Source organism: Streptosporangium sp. NPDC002607, assembly GCF_053592655.1.
Window position 1 is genome coordinate 51738 of record NZ_JBSFWD010000025.1, and the last position, 14390, is coordinate 66127.

Below are 14390 nucleotides of genomic sequence, written 5' to 3' on the forward strand. Positions count from 1 at the left end.
GGATTTCGAATGCTGCTGCGCGTGCTGGGACACGAGTACGCCCAGCCGGTGCGTCGCACCGTGGCCCTGATGACGACGACCGCGGTGGTCGAGGGTTTGTCCTACGCCCTGCTGGTTCCAGTGCTGCGGTCACTGTTCGGGAGCACCCCCGGAGATGCCTGGCCCTGGCTGATCGCGTTAGGGGCCGCGGTCGCGGTCTACGCGGTGCTGCGCTATGTCAGCGATCTGTCCGGTTTCCGCGTCGGGACCACGCTGTTGCTCGGTATGTATCACCGTCTCGGCGATCATCTGGCTCGATTGCCCATCGGCTGGTACAGCGCAGGCCGCGTCGGGGAGGTGTCCGTCCTGGCCAGCCGTGGCGTCCTGCAGGGGATGAGCGTGATCGCGCATCTGCTGGCACCGTTCATCTCCGCCTGTGCCACTCCCCTGACGATCGTTGTCGTGATGCTTGCCTTCAACGGGCACATGGGGCTGGCCGCGTTGGTCGCCGTACCGATCGTGGCGGCGATCCAGATCTGGACGGGACGCTCGATGGCCGCCACCGATGCGGAGCGCGCCGAACGCGACCATGAGGCCACCGCGCGAGTCATCGAATATCTCCAGGCCCAGCCGGTGCTGCGAGCCGGCGGCCGGACCGTCGAACGCTTCCGGTCGCTCGACGACTCACTGCGGGAGGTCCAGCGCGCGTCCCGCCGTTCCACGCTGTCGGCGCTGCCCGGCGTGTTGGGCTTGACGCTCACGGTGCAGGCGATGTTCACCGTGTTGCTGGTCCTGGGCGCCTACCTCGCGCTCGGCGGGAATGTCGGTGCGGCAGAGATTTTGACGATTCTTGTGCTGGCCGCCCGCTGCGCGGATCCGCTGCTGTCGCTGGCGGATATCGGTGGCAAACTCCGCGGCGCACGTTCCGAGTTGGCGAGATGGGCATGTCGACCGGACTGCGAGAGGGATTCGTTCCCGAGCAGCCGCGGACTCCCGTGACCACGACCGACACGACGCTCGGAGCATGGGCCTGGGCCGAACTCCGTCCTGTCCTCGATACCGCCGACGAGCTTCGCTCGGCGCCGCCCGTGGCGGTGGCCCGGATCGCCGATCGGCTGAACTTGGAGCCGCGTGTCCTGTTCTCCACCCCGTCGGCCTAGTTTCGATGAAATGCCTTTACTGCCAGCACGGATGGGACGAGGTGTTCGCGCGGCTCGTACACCCGATCGATACTCAGCTCGGCGTCGATGAACGCGTTGATCAAGTCGGGCAGCGGCACGTGGCTCATCCCCACCCGGTCCCGGACCCCGCCTTCACGCCACCACGGCGAGCGCTTATGCCGGCCCCTGATCCGGTAGGTGGGATGGATGACCACCGCTCCGTCCTGACGGAGCTCGACATGCGGGCCGTTGAAGCAGGGATGCACGCCGTAGAACAACAGCAAACCACCCGGAAGCAGCACGCGAGCCGCCTCTTTCAGCAGTCCGGCGAAGTCACCGATATCGGTAGAGACCCACAGCGCGGTGACGGTGCCGAAGGTGTCCGCGGCGAACGGGAGCATCGTCGCGTCGCTCTGGAGGAGCGGAGCGCGGTCCCTGTGGCGGGCCAGACGCAACTGGTCGGCTGAACGGTCGAGACCGACGACGCTCCGGCCGGTCGATCGGATGGTGTCGAGGTACAGGCCAGTGCCGCAGCCGACGTCCAGGCATAGGCCTTCTCCAGGACCGAGAAGATCGACTATCCAGTCGACGTTGGCGGCGGCACCGGGCCCGATGTAGTCGTCGTACCACTCGGCATGGCCTTCGTAGCGCGCGGTCATGATTCATTCATACACGGAGAATCCAGCCGTTCATGGGCTCTCAGCTCGAACCTCCCCCTCCCGTGCCCGCCGGTCGGACGCCGCTATCCGCTGGGTCTCCCGCCCGCGAAGGTCTTGCCAGCGGGGTGGCTGTCCTGTCTCGTCGATCATGGGGCCATGCTTCTGAGACGGCCAACCGGGCTCCCGCTTGCCGTTCGGGACTGGTGACACATTGCTCTGTTCGTGGCCTCGCCGACGGTGAGGGGTGGACCTTGCCCTTGGGTGAAGGCGCAGCATCGTGGTGCCGGTCGTCCTGGCCGGTGCGAGGAGGGTTGGGTGTGGGGCTACTGACGATCGGGGCGTTCGCCCGGGCTACGCGATTGTCGCCGAAGGCGTTACGGCTGTACGACGAGCTCGGGTTGCTCCGGCCGGCTGCGGTGGACGGGGAGTCGGGGTACCGCTTCTACGATCCGACGCAATTAGAGCGGGCCCGGTTGATCGCGTGGTTGCGGCGGCTGGGCATGCCGCTGGCCCGCATCCGCCAGGTATGCGACCTGGAGCCGCATGCGGCGGCCGAGCAGGTCGCCGACTATTGGGCACAGGTCATGGCCGACACCGCTGTACGCGAACAACTCGCCACCTTCCTCGTCGACTACCTGTCAGGAAGGGGTGGCGCTGTGGAAGACGCAGAAACCATGATCGGGATCCGCTACGCGGCACGGTCGGAGTCGGGGCTGGTTCGCACGAGCAATGAGGACGTCGCCTACGCCGGCGCTCGGTTGCTGGCGGTGGCCGATGGAATGCGCGGGCCGGGTGGGAATCTCGCAAGCATGGCGGCCATCGACGCCCTCAAGCCGTTGGAGACGAAGGCCGTACCTGCCGGTGACCTTCTCGGCGCGCTCGCCGATGCGATTGGTCAGGCCGACCGGGCGATTCGCGGCATTGCCGAGTCGGCACTGTCCGGTGAGGCGGTCACGACGCTGACCGCGATGCTGTGGTCTGGCTCCCAGCTGGCGCTGGTGCACATCGGTGACACGCGAGCGTATCTGCTGCGCGACGGCGAGATCTTCCAGATCACCCACGACCACACCTACGTGCAGTCGCTGGTCGACGAAGGCCGCCTCAGCCCCGAGGAGGCCGTCTCGCATCCGCAACGCTCATTGCTGGTCCGTGCACTCACGGGCACAGGCCGGTCCCAGCCTGACCTGTCGCTGCATACGGCCGTGGCCGGCGACCGCTACTTGCTGTGCTCCGACGGGCTGGCCACCGTCGTTGCGACAGAGTCACTGCGCGGCGTACTGAGCGGCACGGGCGCCCCCGAGCAGGTCCTCGATGAGCTGGTCAGGCTGGCATACGACGCGGGCGCCCCGGACAACATCGCTTGCGTGGTGGCTGATGTGGTGACGCTGTGAGTGGAAGGTGAGCGCGTCGGCTGTACGCTCTTTGGGCGCGTACACGCTCGACCGGCGTCCCCTGGCGATCCCCGCCTACCGGCGGTTGTGGGTCGCCTCGGCCACCTGCGCGGTCGGTGGCTCGTTCAGCGTGGTTACGGTGCCGACGCAGCTGTTCACCTTGACCGGCTCGTCCGCGACCGTCGGCGCCGCGGCCGCAGTGTCATTCGGTGCTTTGGTGATCGCGTCGCTGTGGGTCGGAACCCTCGCCGACCTCATGGACCGGCGACGGCTGCTGCTGGCCGCTCACTGTGGCCTTGCGCTGACCTACGCGGCGCTGTGGGCTCAGGCCGCCCTGGGAGGCCGCTCTGTCGCCGTCCTGTTGGCGTTGGTGGCATGCCAGGGACTGACCTTCGGGGCGATCATGGTGACGATGGGTGCAGCGGTGCCCCGCCTCGTACCCGTCGGCCTGCTGCCCGCGGCGAACGGTCTCAGTTCGCTCGTCCGCTACACCGGGTCGATCATGGGCCCGTTACTGGCAGGCGTGCTGATTCCGGTGGTCGGGCTCGGCACGCTTTACCTGTTCGACGCCGTTACGCTGCTGGCCGTCGTGTGGGCGGTGGCCAAGTTGCCGCCGATCTTGCCCAGCCCTCACCCGGTGTCACGTGACGGATTGCCCGATGGGATATCAAAAGCACCAACGGACGATGCGCCGGCACAGCGTGACCGGCGTCGGTCCACGCTTGGACAGGTGCTCGCCGGGTTCCGCTACCTGCTTGCCGGCCGGGTGCTCGTAGCCGTGCTGGCAGTAGATCTTGCTGCGATGGTCTTCGGGATGCCGATAGCGCTTTTTCCGGAACTGGCGCAACGCACCTACGGCGGGCCCGCGGGAGGAGGCCTGGAGCTGGGCCTGCTTTACGCCGCCTACCCGGCCGGTGTCTTCGCGGCCGGGCTGATGTCGGGAAGGTTCACCCGCGCCCGTCGCCACGGTGCCCTGATGGCATCGGCTGCCGCCGTCTGGGGGGTAACCGTCGTGGTCCTTGGCTTGGCTCCGCGACTCTGGCTCGCGCTGGCGGCGCTCATGTTCGGCGGTGCGGCGAACTTCGTGCTCAGTACCTTCCGCAACGCCATCTCACAGGCGTATACCGACGACGCCATGCGCGGCCGGATTCAAGGATCACTCACCGTCGTCCTCATCGGGGGCCCGCAGATCGCCAACCTGCTGCACGGGACCGCCGCGGTGGTATACGGCCCTCAGGTGACGATCTGCGTTGGCGGGCTGCTCACCGTGATGACCGTCGCCATGATCGTGTGGATGGCACCTCAGCTGTGGCACTACGCCGCCCCGAGAACAGAGGATGTTGTCAGCGGGTGAGCACCGGGCCGGGTACCGCTGAACGTCAGGTCGTCTGGCTCACCCGACGGCCGCATTCCTCCGGGCAGCTCGGGCAAGGCGAAGGAGTAACGGCCCAGCATGTTCGCATGGGCGTGGCTGAAGGGCGAGCCGACGCGCGGGTCTTCCGCGAGCCGGTCGGCGACGCCGGCACCAGGGCCGCGTTCGTCGCGGACCTGCGGAGAGCTGCCGCCAGGGCGGTGCGGCCATGGCCGAGGACCTGCTTCTGGCCCGGGGCGCCGTTGAAGATCGGCGTACCAGGGGCGAAGTAGCCGGAGGCGGGGCATCGGGTCATTGGTTTCGGGTCTGGTAGGCCTCTCGGCTGGTCTCGATGTGCGGGACGTGCTCGATGGCCCAGCCGGCGAGGGCCAGTGCTGGCGGAATGAGGCTCTTGCCGGTGGGGGTCAGTGCGTATTCGACCCGTGGCGGGACCTCGGCGTGCACCGTCCGGGAGACCAGGCCGTCGCGTTCGAGGTTCCGGAGCGTCAGGGTCAGCATGCGCTGGGAGATCCCGGGGATCTGCTGGTGCAGGCCGGTGAAGCGCAGGCTTCCCTGATCGAGGGTCGCCACGATCAGCAGCGTCCACTTGTTGCAGATGCGGTCGAGGATGGCGCGGATCGTCCGTCCTCCATCTCCTCGGATCATGCAGGTGCGCTCGTACTCCGACATGACAGCCCTCTGTGTGTAACGCACATGCATGTGCCTTTTGTAAGGCTTTCAATAGTGACGCATCATGAAGCTACTTACGACTGGTAACCATCGTGGCCGGCGCCGCGTCACTAGCCCCCGAGGTGTCCTTCATGGAGATTTCCTACTGGATCGTCGCGGCACTCCTGGCCGTCTTCTACCTCTACGCCGGCGGCAAGAAGATCACCCAAAGCCAGGAGCGGCTTCAGCCGATGATGGGCTGGGTCGACACCGTTCCCATGCCGCTCGTCCGCTTGATCGGAGTCCTGGAAGTCCTCGGCGCGGCCGGCCTGATCCTGCCGCCGCTGACCGGGATCGCGCCCTGGCTCGCCATCGCCGCGGCGAGCGGCCTCGTCCTGATCCAGATAGGCGGCATCGCGGTCCACCTGAGCCGCAGCGAGGTCCGGCAGATCGGACTCAACATCGCCCTCCTGGCAGCCGCCGCCGCAACCGCCTGGCTCGGCACCATCTGGCTCTGAACCCTCTGCCCAACGTCGTCTGCCCTCGCTTGGCTCCGGGGCGCTCCATGTTGACCTGCGGCCCGACGACAGTCGCGGGTGCTCTCGGTGCTCGCAATCGATTAGCCGCCTCGGGTGATCGGCCCGCGGGAGCGCGGCACGACCAGTCCTGTCTCGTACGCCGTGACGACCGCCTGTGTCCTGTCGCGTAGCCCGAGCTTGTTCAGCACCCGGCTCACATGCGTCTTGACGGTCTCCTCCGTGACCGTCAAACGGCTTGCTATCTCCGGATTGGACAGGCCTTCCGCGACCAGCCGCAGGACCTGCGTCTCACGAGGGGTGAGCGCGGCGAGCGCGGCCATGGAGACGGCGTCGGGCTTCGGGGGCAGCAGGGCGAACTCACTGATGAGGCGGCGGGTGACCGCCGGAGCCAGGAGCGCCTCGCCTGCGGCGATGACCCGTACCGCGTCGAAGAGCCGCTCGGCGGTGACGTCCTTGAGCAGGAATCCGCTCGCTCCGGCACGCAGCGCGTCGTAGACGTACTCGTCCAGGTCGAAGGTCGTCAGAATAAGGACGCGTGGCCCGCCGGCGAGCCGCCTGGTGGCCTCGATACCGTCCATCCCCGGCATGCGGACGTCCATCAGGACGACGTCGGGCGACAGCTCGCGGCAGATCCGTACCGCCTCGGCCCCGTCGCGGGCGGTGCCGACGACCTCGAGGTCGGGCTGGGTGTTGAGCAGTTCGGCGAAGCCGGTGCGGACGACCAGGTGGTCGTCGGCGACGACGACGCGAACCATCGGTGGCCTGCCGGTCATCCGGCCGCCCCGGGCAGGCGCGCCTCGACGAGGAAGCCACCGCCTGCGGCGGGGCCGGTGCGCAGCTCACCCCCGACGGCTGTGGCACGCTCCCGCATGCCGGACAGCCCGTGACCGCCGGCAGGCACCGAGGCACGGGGGCCGGGTCCGTTGTCGCGGATGAGCAGGCGCAGGGCATCGCCACCGTAGTGCAGCTCCACGTCGACGGCGGCGCCCGGCGCGTGCCGCCGGGCGTTGGTGAGGGCCTCCTGGACGATGCGGTGGGCGGCGAGCTCGACACCTGGGTCGAGCGTGACCGGCGGACCGCGCAGGATGAGGCGGACACCCGTGCCTGACGCCTGCCGCGCCTGGTCGAGCAGCTCGTTGAGCTCGGCCAGGCGCAGGCCCGGCTGGGGCCGCCGGTCCGCCGCGTCCGCCTCGGCGTCCTCGCGTAGCACGCCGAGCAGTCGCCGCATCTCGGTCAGCGCCGCCCGGGCGGTGTCCCCGATGGCCGACAATCGTTCCGCACCGGCGGCCGGCATCCCGGGCACGGCCAGCCGGGCCGTCTCCGCCTGCACGGCGACCATGGAAATGTGGTGGGCGACGACATCGTGCAGCTCGCGGGCGATGCGAGCGCGCTCGCCGCGCGCGGTGTGCTCCAGCAGGCTGTCGGCGATGACCTGCCGGGCCGCGCTGTTCTCCAGGGCCTCAGCGCGGGCTCGCCGTGCGATCCCGGCCAGGGCCGCCGCCGGAGCCAGGCAGGCCGCCGACAGGATGAGAACCCCCGCCTCGCCGCCCGCGGGAACGGCAAGCGCCAGGATGGGGAACGGTGCCGCGAGAAGGACGGCCAGCCGCTGCGAGCCGGTGCGGCCGAGCCGGTATCCGCAGATCAGCTGTGCGGCCACACCCGCCACGGTCAGCGTGTGAAAGGCCACCGGCGACAACATGACCGTCGCGGAGACGACCACCGCGGCCGCGGCCGGCTGCGTCCACAGCAGCGCGACGGGCAGCGTGGTGGCCAGGCCGAGCAGGCCGAACACCACGAGATACAGAGCGGGGTTGCCGCTTTCGACCGGCGGCGCACCCCCGCCGTGCACGATCGACTCGCCCACCGGTGTAGTGACGGCATGACCGAACGCCTTCGCCAGCGGTGTGTCGCGGGCGTGCGCGATCGACTCGGCCAGCGCGAGCACCGCCAGCAGCGCGCCGGCCGCGACAGGCGCGTGCCGGGTCGCGGCGATCCGCCGCCAACCGGCGGCCCATCCGCCGATCCGGTCGTCCGCTGGGTGCACGAAGGCCATTGTCGTGGTCATCTGACGTTCTGGCATCCCTCACGTGAGGGATGCCGTGTCGCTCCTGCCCGTGACGGCGAAGATGGCTCCGCGGCGTGACGACCGCGTCCCCGCCGCTGCCTAGTCTGCCTGGCATGCGAGCAACCATCGAAGTCGCCGGGCTGCGCAAGCGCTTCGGCCGGACCACGGCGCTGGACGGGATGTCCTTCACCGTCAAACCGGGGCAGGTCACCGGTTTCGTCGGCCCCAACGGGGCGGGCAAGTCCACCACGATGCGGGTGATCCTCGGCCTGGACGCGGCCGACGAGGGCTACGCGCTGGTCGGCGGGCGGCCCTACCGGAGCCTGCGCCGGCCGCTGTGCCACGTCGGGGCGCTGCTGGACGCCGCCGCGCCGCAACCGAGCCGTACCGGGCGCAACCACCTGCTGTGGCTGGCCCACTCCCAGGGACTGTCCGCCAGGCGGGTCGACGAGGTGATCGGGCTGGTGGGGCTGGAATCGGCGGCCAGGCGCAAGGCGGGCGGCTACTCGCTGGGCATGCGGCAGCGGCTCGGGATCGCCGCGGCGCTGCTCGGCGACCCGCCGGTGCTGATGCTCGACGAGCCGGTCAACGGCCTCGACCCCGAAGGCGTCGTGTGGATTCGCGGCTTCCTACGGTCGCTGGCCGAGCAGGGCCGCGCCGTCCTGGTCTCCAGCCACCTGATGAGCGAGTTGCAGGACACCGCCGGTCATCTCGTGGTGGTGGGCCGGGGGCGGGTCGTCGCGGACACCGGCGTGGCCGAGCTGATCGCGGCCGCGTCCCGCGGCCAGGTCGCGCTGCGCACCACGGCGCGGGCGGAGGCGATGGAGGTGCTGGCGCGCGCCGGCGCCACCGTGGCCGCCACCGAGCGCGACACGCTCACCGTCTCCGGGCTGGAGGCGACGCGCGTCGTGGCGCTTCTCGGTCAGAACGCGGTGCCGTTCTCCGAGGTGACGGCCCACCGCGCGACGCTGGAGGAGGCGTACATGGACCTGACCCGGGACGAGGTGGAGTTCCGCGCCTCCCTGGGACAGGAGGCCACGCGATGACCACCGGCACCGTCACCCCGTACCGCTCGGACCCGCAGGCCGGGCGCGGCGGCTTCGCCCAACTACTGCGCGCGGAGTGGACCAAGTTCCGTACGGTCCGCGGCCAGCTGATCGGCATGGTGGTCACGGCGCTGGTCATCGTGCTGCTCGGACTGCTCACCGCCACAGGCAGCCACACATCCTGCGGCGGTGCGAGCGATGTCTGCCCCGCCCTCCCGGTGGGCCCGGGCGGCGAGGCGGTGGACGACACGTTGTCCTTCGCGCACCGGCCGTTGTCCGGAGACGGCGGCATCACCGTCCGGGTGACCTCGCTGAGCGGCATCATCACCTATCCCCCGCCCGACCACGACAAGATCGTCTCCGGTGTCGTGCCCTGGGCGAAGGCCGGGATCATCATCAAGGACGGCATCCGGCGGGGCTCCGCCTATGCGGCGGTGATGGTCACCGGCAGCCACGGAGTGCGCATGCAGCACAACTTCACCCGGGACACCGCCGGCCGGCCCGGCGGCGTTTCCGCGGCGTCCCCGCGCTGGCTGCGGCTGACCCGATCCGGCGACACGCTCACCGGCTACGAGTCGGCCGACGGCAGGCAGTGGACCAAGGTCGGCACGGCTCGCCTGACCGGACTGCCGGCCACGGTGCGGGTCGGGCTCTTCGTCACCTCCCCGGGCGATCTGACGGTGAAGCAGGCCGATCTCGGCGGCAGCATCCAGCAGGTTCGCTTCACCCAGGCAACCGCTGTCTTCGACCAGGTCAGCCTGGAGGGGGCGACGCCCCGCGGCGAGTGGAGCCGCGACAATGTGGGAGGCGCCGGAAAGACCGACTGGGAGCGCTACCACCGGCCGAGCGGGGTCGTCGAGTCCGGTGGCACGTTCACCGTGACCGGATCCGGTGACATCGCGCCGAGCACGGAAGGCCTGAGCATCGAGACCACCCTGTCCGGTGTGCTGGCCGGGCTGATCGTGGTGATCGTGGTGGCCGTGCTGTTCATCACCGCCGAATACCGGCGTGGCCTGATCCACACCACCCTGCTCGCCAGCCCACGGCGCGGCCGGGTCCTGGCCGCCAAGGCCGTGGTGATCGGCACGGTGACCTTCGTCGCCGGGCTGGCCGCCGCCGGCACGGTCGTCCCCGTCGGCACACGGATCCTGCGCGCGGACGGCAACCCCGTGCTTCCGGTGAGCACGCTCACCGAGCTCCGCGTCGTGGCCGGCATCGCGGCACTGCTCGCCGCCGCCGCCGTCTTCGCACTCGCTCTCGGCGCCCTGTTCCGGCACAGCGCCGCGGCGGTCACCGCCGCCATCGTGGCCATCGTCGTGCCCCATATCCTCGCCACCGCCTCCGTCCTGCCCCTGGGGGTGGCGCAGTGGCTCCTGCGGCTCACTCCGGCGGCCGGCTTCGCGATCCAGCAGAGCATCCCGGAGTACGCGCATGTGCTCGGCCACCACAGCCCGCAGGGCGGTTACTACCCGCTGGAGCCATGGGCCGGGCTCGCCGTGCTGGGCGGCTACGCGGTGCTCGCCCTCGGCCTGGCCGTCTTCCAACTGCGCCGGAGGGACGCATGAGACGAGCGCTGCACGCCGAATGGACCAAACTGCGCACCATACCGGGCACCGGCCGGCTGCTGCTCGCGGTCATCGTGCTGACCGCGGCCGTGAGCGCCGCGGCGGCCGCGACCGTCTCCTGCCGGCCGGTGGGATGTGACCACGACGTCCCCAAGCTCAGCCTCATGGGGGTCCAGGTGGGTCAGGCCGCCGTCGCCATCCTGGCCGTCCTGGCGATCAGCGGCGAGTACGGCGGCGGGATGATCCGCGCCACCCTCGCGGCGATGCCGCGCCGCAGCCACGTCCTGGCCGCCAAGGCCGCCATCCTTACCGGCCTGACGACGGCCGCCGGGACCGTTGCCGTGCTCGTGTCCGTACTGGGCGGGCGGCTCATCCTGCCCGGCAACGGCTTCACCCCCGCGCACGGCCACCCGCCGCTGTCGCTGGCCGACGGGCCGACGCTGCGCGCGGCCGCCGGCTCGGTCCTCTATCTCGCGCTGATCGCCTTGCTCAGCCTCGGCGTCGCCACCGCCGTACGGGATTCCGCCGCCGCCATCGGCGTCGTGTTCGGCCTGCTCTACGTTCTCTCGGTGCTTCCCTTCATGATCAGCGACCCGGACTGGCAGCGGTTCCTGTGGCGGCTCTCGCCGATGAACGCGGGGCTCGCCATCCAGTCGACCACCAACCTCTCCGCTCTGCCCCTGGCCCCGTGGGCGGGCCTCGGCGTACTCGCCGCCTGGGCCGCCGCGGCGCTCCTGGGCGGCGGCCTGGCGCTGCGGCTGCGCGACGCGTGAGCGCACCTCCCGGCAGCGCCCGGCCGGTCAGGCGAACGTTCAGCCGGGACTCGTGCCGTAAAGCGTGGCCAGGCCGGCGACGGTGGCGGCCATCCGCTCACGCAACTCGGGCGGCTCCAGCACCTCGATGTCCGCCCCCAGGCGCAGTAGCAGCCAGTGGGCGTGCCTGACGGACTCGGTCGGCAGGCGCAGCACCACCCAGCCGCGCTCGTCGGGCGGGCCCGCGGCGGCGAGCGCGGCCTCGGCGACCTCGGCGCCCACCGTGTGGCGAAGCATCCCCTCGGTGCCGGGCGCCATCCGCACCAGCGCCTCACCGGTGTACATCCGCTCGCGGAAGTCGGCCGCATAGCGCTGCCAGAAGGTGGGCAGATCGAAGTCGGCGGGGCGCTCGAAACGCCCCGCCAGGAGCTCGGCGCTCACGATCCGCGCCACCTTGTAGGTGCGCGGCTCCCCCTCACCGGCGGCGGCCACCATGTACCACGACCCGCCCTTGAGGACCAGGCCGTACGGGTGTGCCAGGCGCTCGACGTCGCGGGGCCCCCAGCGGCGGTAGGTCATGCGCAGCGGGCGCTGCTCCCACACCGCCTCGGCGACCTCTCCCAGGAAGGGAGCCGCGTCGGCGTCGCGATACCAGCCGGGCACGTCCAGGTGGAAGCGCTCGCGCATCCTGGCGGCGTGGAAGCGCGGCTCGGGGGGCAGCGCGGCGAGCATCTTCAGCTCGGCGTTCGCCGCGACCTCGGCCAGTCCTAGTTCGGCGGCGGGGCCGGGCAGCGCCGCCAGGAACAGCGAGGAGGCCTCCTCGGCGGTCAGGCCGTTGAGGCGGGTGCGGTAGCCGTCCAGCAGGCGATATCCACCGGCGGGCCCGCGGTCGGCGTAGACCGGCACCCCGGCCGACGACAGCGCCTCGACATCGCGGTAGACCGTGCGGACGGAGACCTCCAGCTCCCTGGCCAGCTCGGTGGCCGTCAGCTGCCCCCGCGTCTGCAGGAGCAGCAGGAGGGAGAGCAGACGACTCGCGCGCATGGCGGCCATTGTTCCGCACGTTTGCCAACCTCACACACTCCATGTTCAAATGAACACATGGAAGGTAACAATCGCATTCGCGCGATCATGTCGGCGCTGCGCGCCAGCGACGCCGTCTCCGTCGCGGAGCTGGCGGTCGAGCACGCGGTCTCGGAGATGACCATCCGCCGCGACCTCGACGAGCTCGCCCAGCAGGGCGTGGTCAGGCGGGTCCGCGGCGGCGCGGTGAGCCTGCTGCTGCGCGGGGAGGAACCGCCCTTCGTGGTCCGCGAACGCGAGGCGACAGAGGCCAAGCGGCGGATCGCGAGCGAGGTCGCGGCCCTGCTCGCCGACGGCGAGGCCGTGCTGCTCGACAGCGGCACCACTTCCCTGGAGATCGCCCGCGCGATCCGTGACCGCCGCCTGACGGTCCTGCCGCTCTGCCTGCAGGTCACCGCCGAGCTCAGCACCGCCCCCCGGATCCGCCTGGTGCTGCCCGGCGGGGAGGTCCGCCCCGGTGAGCTGAGCTTCACCGGCCCGTTGACCGAGAGCGCCATCCGCTCCCTGCGCTTCGACACCGCGGTCATCGGCTGCTGCGGCCTGTCCGCCGAACATGGCCTCACCGCCCACGACCTGTCCGACGTCGCCGTCAAGCAGGCCGCGATCGCCTCCGCCCGGCGCGTGGTCGCGGCCACCGACTCCGGCAAGTTCACCCGCACCGCGTTCGGCGCGGTCTGCCCGCTGGACCGCCTCGACATGGTCGTCACCGACACCGCGCTTCCCCCCGCCGAGCACGACGCCATGATCGCGGCAGGCGTCGCCGTCCGCGCCGTCTGACCCGCCGGCCGGAGCCCCTGCTCCACGGCCCGCCCCAAAGTCCGCGGCCCGAACCGTCTGCTCTGATCCGCACCACTTGACTGGAGCCCTCCCCCATGCACGTCATCCCCTTCGACCGGGCCGCGCTGCTGCGCGGCCGGGTAGCGATCTACCTGCTCTTCCTGCTCTCCGGCATGGCCATCGGCACCTGGACGGCGCGTATCCCATCGATCAAGCAGGGGCTGGAGCTGAGCGAGGGCGAGCTCAGCATCGCGCTGCTCGGCATCGCCGCCGGGGCGATCGCCGGCATGCAGGTGGTCGGCCGCCTGGTCGACCGCTACGGCAGCGCCAAGGTGATGCTGCCGATGGCCTTCGCCCAGAGCGTGGTGCTGATCCTGCCCGCCTACATGCCGAACCTGGCCGGCCTGGCCGTCGCGCTGTTCGTCTTCGGCGCGGTGCACGGCACCCTGGACGTCGCGATGAACGCAGGCGCCGTCGAGGTCGAGCAGGCCATGGGCCGGCCGATCATGTCGTCCTTCCACGCGGTGTTCAGCATCGGCGGGTTCCTCGGTGCCACCACCGGAGGACTGCTCGCCCAGGCTTCGTTCAGCCCGGGAGCCACGTTCGCCGCGGTCGCCGCGGTGATCGCCGCGCTCGCGCTCTGGGCGGCCCGCTGGGCGCTCCCCCCGACCGCACAGGCCGCCCCCTCGGGAACGGAACCGGCGTCCGGCAAGGGTGAAGGGGTGATGCTGCTGGGTGTCCTGGCCTTCTGCTGCATGATCGGAGAAGGAGCCACGGCCGACTGGAGTTCCGTCTACCTGAGCGAGAGCCTTGGCAGTTCCGACGGGTTCGCCGCGGCCGCCTACGCCGCCTTCTCGGTCATGATGACCGCCGGCCGATTCGCCGGCGACAGGCTGGCCGCCTGGCTGGGGCCGGTGAACCTGGTGCGCGCGTGCGGTGCGCTGGCCGCCTCCGGACTCGGGGTGGCCCTGCTGGCCGACCATCAGGTCGCCGCGGTGATCGGTTTCGGCTGCTTCGGGGCAGGCCTGTCCTGCATCGTTCCCCAGGTCTTCTCCGCGGCCGGTCGCCGCGACCCGGCTCGCGCCGGACAGGCGCTGGCCCGGGTGTCGAGCCTGGGCTACGTGGGATTTCTCACCGGCCCCGTGCTGATCGGAGGTGCCGCCGAGCTGATGGACCTGCCCCGCGCGCTGGGGATCCCCGCCCTGCTGGCCTTTTTCGTGGCCTTGGCCGCGGGGGCTCTCAGAGCCACGCCCTTTACAAAGTAGATCAAAATAGTGAGCGGGGCCGGAGTGTCACCCGGATGCACCAGGCCACCGGTGGACGGTGCCGCTGACCGGCCGAGCGAGGTACGGCC

Annotated in this window: 16 protein-coding genes; 11 read left to right on the top strand and 5 right to left on the bottom strand. The window is 70.6% G+C overall.

The genetic code is table 11. The features are described 5' to 3' along the window. Positions 1-9 precede the first annotated feature (9 nt). Both ACWD3H_RS26385 and ACWD3H_RS26390 read left to right on the top strand, forming a co-directional pair. The gene (locus ACWD3H_RS26385; protein WP_451956902.1) at positions 10-978 is read left to right on the top strand and encodes an ABC transporter transmembrane domain-containing protein; all 969 of its coding nucleotides are present in this window, start codon (positions 10-12) and stop codon (positions 976-978) included. Further along, on the top strand, positions 975-1139 hold the full coding sequence (locus ACWD3H_RS26390; protein ID WP_451956903.1) for a hypothetical protein: 165 nt from the start codon (positions 975-977) through the stop codon (positions 1137-1139). Before ACWD3H_RS26385 ends, ACWD3H_RS26390 begins: the two co-directional genes overlap by 4 nt. Here ACWD3H_RS26390 and ACWD3H_RS26395 read toward each other — a convergent pair. Continuing rightward, positions 1136-1798: a class I SAM-dependent methyltransferase gene (locus tag ACWD3H_RS26395; RefSeq protein WP_451956904.1), complete on the bottom strand. Its 663-nt coding sequence runs from the start codon at positions 1796-1798 to the stop codon at positions 1136-1138. The two genes, ACWD3H_RS26390 and ACWD3H_RS26395, sit on opposite strands and share 4 nt — an antisense overlap. A gap of 317 nt (positions 1799-2115) precedes the next feature. Here ACWD3H_RS26395 and ACWD3H_RS26400 point away from each other — a divergent pair, with 317 nt between their 5' ends. The 3 genes from ACWD3H_RS26400 (at position 2116) to ACWD3H_RS26410 (ending at position 4833) form a co-directional block, all read left to right on the top strand. Further along, positions 2116-3189, top strand: coding sequence for a MerR family transcriptional regulator (locus ACWD3H_RS26400; protein WP_451956905.1), 1074 nt, complete (start codon positions 2116-2118; stop codon positions 3187-3189). A 31-nt stretch (positions 3190-3220) separates the two neighbouring features. After that, entirely contained in the window at positions 3221-4543 is a 1323-nt protein-coding gene (locus tag ACWD3H_RS26405) for an MFS transporter (RefSeq protein ID WP_451956906.1), read from the top strand. A 107-nt stretch (positions 4544-4650) separates the two neighbouring features. After that, complete coding sequence (locus ACWD3H_RS26410; RefSeq protein ID WP_451956907.1) at positions 4651-4833, top strand: hypothetical protein; 183 nt, start codon at positions 4651-4653, stop codon at positions 4831-4833. A gap of 19 nt (positions 4834-4852) precedes the next feature. Here the strand turns inward: ACWD3H_RS26410 and ACWD3H_RS26415 are convergent, their stop codons facing one another. Continuing rightward, positions 4853-5230 carry a winged helix-turn-helix transcriptional regulator gene (locus ACWD3H_RS26415; RefSeq protein ID WP_451956908.1) on the bottom strand — a complete coding sequence of 126 codons (378 nt, stop codon included), beginning with the start codon at positions 5228-5230 and terminating at the stop codon, positions 4853-4855. Positions 5231-5361: 131 nt separating this feature from the next. Between ACWD3H_RS26415 and ACWD3H_RS26420 the strand changes: the two genes are divergently transcribed. Next, positions 5362-5727, top strand: coding sequence for a DoxX family protein (locus ACWD3H_RS26420; protein ID WP_451956909.1), 366 nt, complete (start codon positions 5362-5364; stop codon positions 5725-5727). 101 nt (positions 5728-5828) lie between these two features. Here ACWD3H_RS26420 and ACWD3H_RS26425 read toward each other — a convergent pair whose 3' ends face one another. Both ACWD3H_RS26425 and ACWD3H_RS26430 read right to left on the bottom strand, forming a co-directional pair. After that, positions 5829-6521 carry a response regulator transcription factor gene (locus ACWD3H_RS26425; protein ID WP_355561415.1) on the bottom strand — a complete coding sequence of 231 codons (693 nt, stop codon included), beginning with the start codon at positions 6519-6521 and terminating at the stop codon, positions 5829-5831. Beyond that, positions 6518-7813 carry a sensor histidine kinase gene (locus ACWD3H_RS26430; protein WP_451956910.1) on the bottom strand — a complete coding sequence of 432 codons (1296 nt, stop codon included), beginning with the start codon at positions 7811-7813 and terminating at the stop codon, positions 6518-6520. The genes ACWD3H_RS26425 and ACWD3H_RS26430 overlap by 4 nt, the downstream gene beginning before the upstream one ends. Positions 7814-7926: 113 nt before the next feature. Here ACWD3H_RS26430 and ACWD3H_RS26435 point away from each other — a divergent pair, with 113 nt between their 5' ends. From ACWD3H_RS26435 to ACWD3H_RS26445, 3 genes are read left to right on the top strand one after another with little or no spacing between them, the layout of a single operon-like run. Further along, positions 7927-8859, top strand: a complete 933-nt coding sequence (locus tag ACWD3H_RS26435; protein ID WP_451956911.1) for an ATP-binding cassette domain-containing protein — start codon at positions 7927-7929, stop codon at positions 8857-8859. After that, positions 8856-10424 carry an ABC transporter permease subunit gene (locus ACWD3H_RS26440; protein WP_451956912.1) on the top strand — a complete coding sequence of 523 codons (1569 nt, stop codon included), beginning with the start codon at positions 8856-8858 and terminating at the stop codon, positions 10422-10424. Before ACWD3H_RS26435 ends, ACWD3H_RS26440 begins: the two co-directional genes overlap by 4 nt. Further along, positions 10421-11197 (top strand): ABC transporter permease, encoded by a 777-nt coding sequence (locus tag ACWD3H_RS26445; RefSeq protein WP_451956913.1) that lies wholly within the window; start codon positions 10421-10423, stop codon positions 11195-11197. Before ACWD3H_RS26440 ends, ACWD3H_RS26445 begins: the two co-directional genes overlap by 4 nt. Before the next feature lie 39 nt (positions 11198-11236). Here ACWD3H_RS26445 and ACWD3H_RS26450 read toward each other — a convergent pair whose 3' ends face one another. Continuing rightward, a complete protein-coding gene (locus ACWD3H_RS26450; protein WP_355561401.1) occupies positions 11237-12220 on the bottom strand; it encodes a helix-turn-helix transcriptional regulator in 984 nt (327 codons plus the stop codon). A gap of 57 nt (positions 12221-12277) precedes the next feature. Here ACWD3H_RS26450 and ACWD3H_RS26455 point away from each other — a divergent pair, with 57 nt between their 5' ends. Beyond that, complete coding sequence (locus ACWD3H_RS26455) at positions 12278-13036, top strand: DeoR/GlpR family DNA-binding transcription regulator (protein ID WP_350929912.1); 759 nt, start codon at positions 12278-12280, stop codon at positions 13034-13036. A gap of 95 nt (positions 13037-13131) precedes the next feature. Further along, the gene (locus ACWD3H_RS26460; RefSeq protein ID WP_451956914.1) at positions 13132-14301 is read left to right on the top strand and encodes an MFS transporter; all 1170 of its coding nucleotides are present in this window, start codon (positions 13132-13134) and stop codon (positions 14299-14301) included. Positions 14302-14390: the final 89 nt, after the last annotated feature.

Bases quoted from the DNA above. Each gene is read 5' to 3' on its own strand.
- ACWD3H_RS26385 (WP_451956902.1), top strand. From the start codon at position 10: ATGCTGCTGCGCGTGCTGGGACACGAGTACGCCCAGCCGGTGCGTCGC.
- ACWD3H_RS26395 (WP_451956904.1), bottom strand. From the start codon at position 1,798: ATGACCGCGCGCTACGAAGGCCATGCCGAGTGGTACGACGACTACATC.
- ACWD3H_RS26410 (WP_451956907.1), top strand. From the start codon at position 4,651: ATGGGCGTGGCTGAAGGGCGAGCCGACGCGCGGGTCTTCCGCGAGCCG.
- ACWD3H_RS26415 (WP_451956908.1), bottom strand. From the start codon at position 5,230: ATGTCGGAGTACGAGCGCACCTGCATGATCCGAGGAGATGGAGGACGG.
- ACWD3H_RS26420 (WP_451956909.1), top strand. From the start codon at position 5,362: ATGGAGATTTCCTACTGGATCGTCGCGGCACTCCTGGCCGTCTTCTAC.
- ACWD3H_RS26425 (WP_355561415.1), bottom strand. From the start codon at position 6,521: ATGACCGGCAGGCCACCGATGGTTCGCGTCGTCGTCGCCGACGACCAC.
- ACWD3H_RS26430 (WP_451956910.1), bottom strand. From the start codon at position 7,813: ATGACCACGACAATGGCCTTCGTGCACCCAGCGGACGACCGGATCGGC.
- ACWD3H_RS26435 (WP_451956911.1), top strand. From the start codon at position 7,927: ATGCGAGCAACCATCGAAGTCGCCGGGCTGCGCAAGCGCTTCGGCCGG.
- ACWD3H_RS26440 (WP_451956912.1), top strand. From the start codon at position 8,856: ATGACCACCGGCACCGTCACCCCGTACCGCTCGGACCCGCAGGCCGGG.
- ACWD3H_RS26445 (WP_451956913.1), top strand. From the start codon at position 10,421: ATGAGACGAGCGCTGCACGCCGAATGGACCAAACTGCGCACCATACCG.
- ACWD3H_RS26450 (WP_355561401.1), bottom strand. From the start codon at position 12,220: ATGCGCGCGAGTCGTCTGCTCTCCCTCCTGCTGCTCCTGCAGACGCGG.
- ACWD3H_RS26455 (WP_350929912.1), top strand. From the start codon at position 12,278: ATGGAAGGTAACAATCGCATTCGCGCGATCATGTCGGCGCTGCGCGCC.
- ACWD3H_RS26460 (WP_451956914.1), top strand. From the start codon at position 13,132: ATGCACGTCATCCCCTTCGACCGGGCCGCGCTGCTGCGCGGCCGGGTA.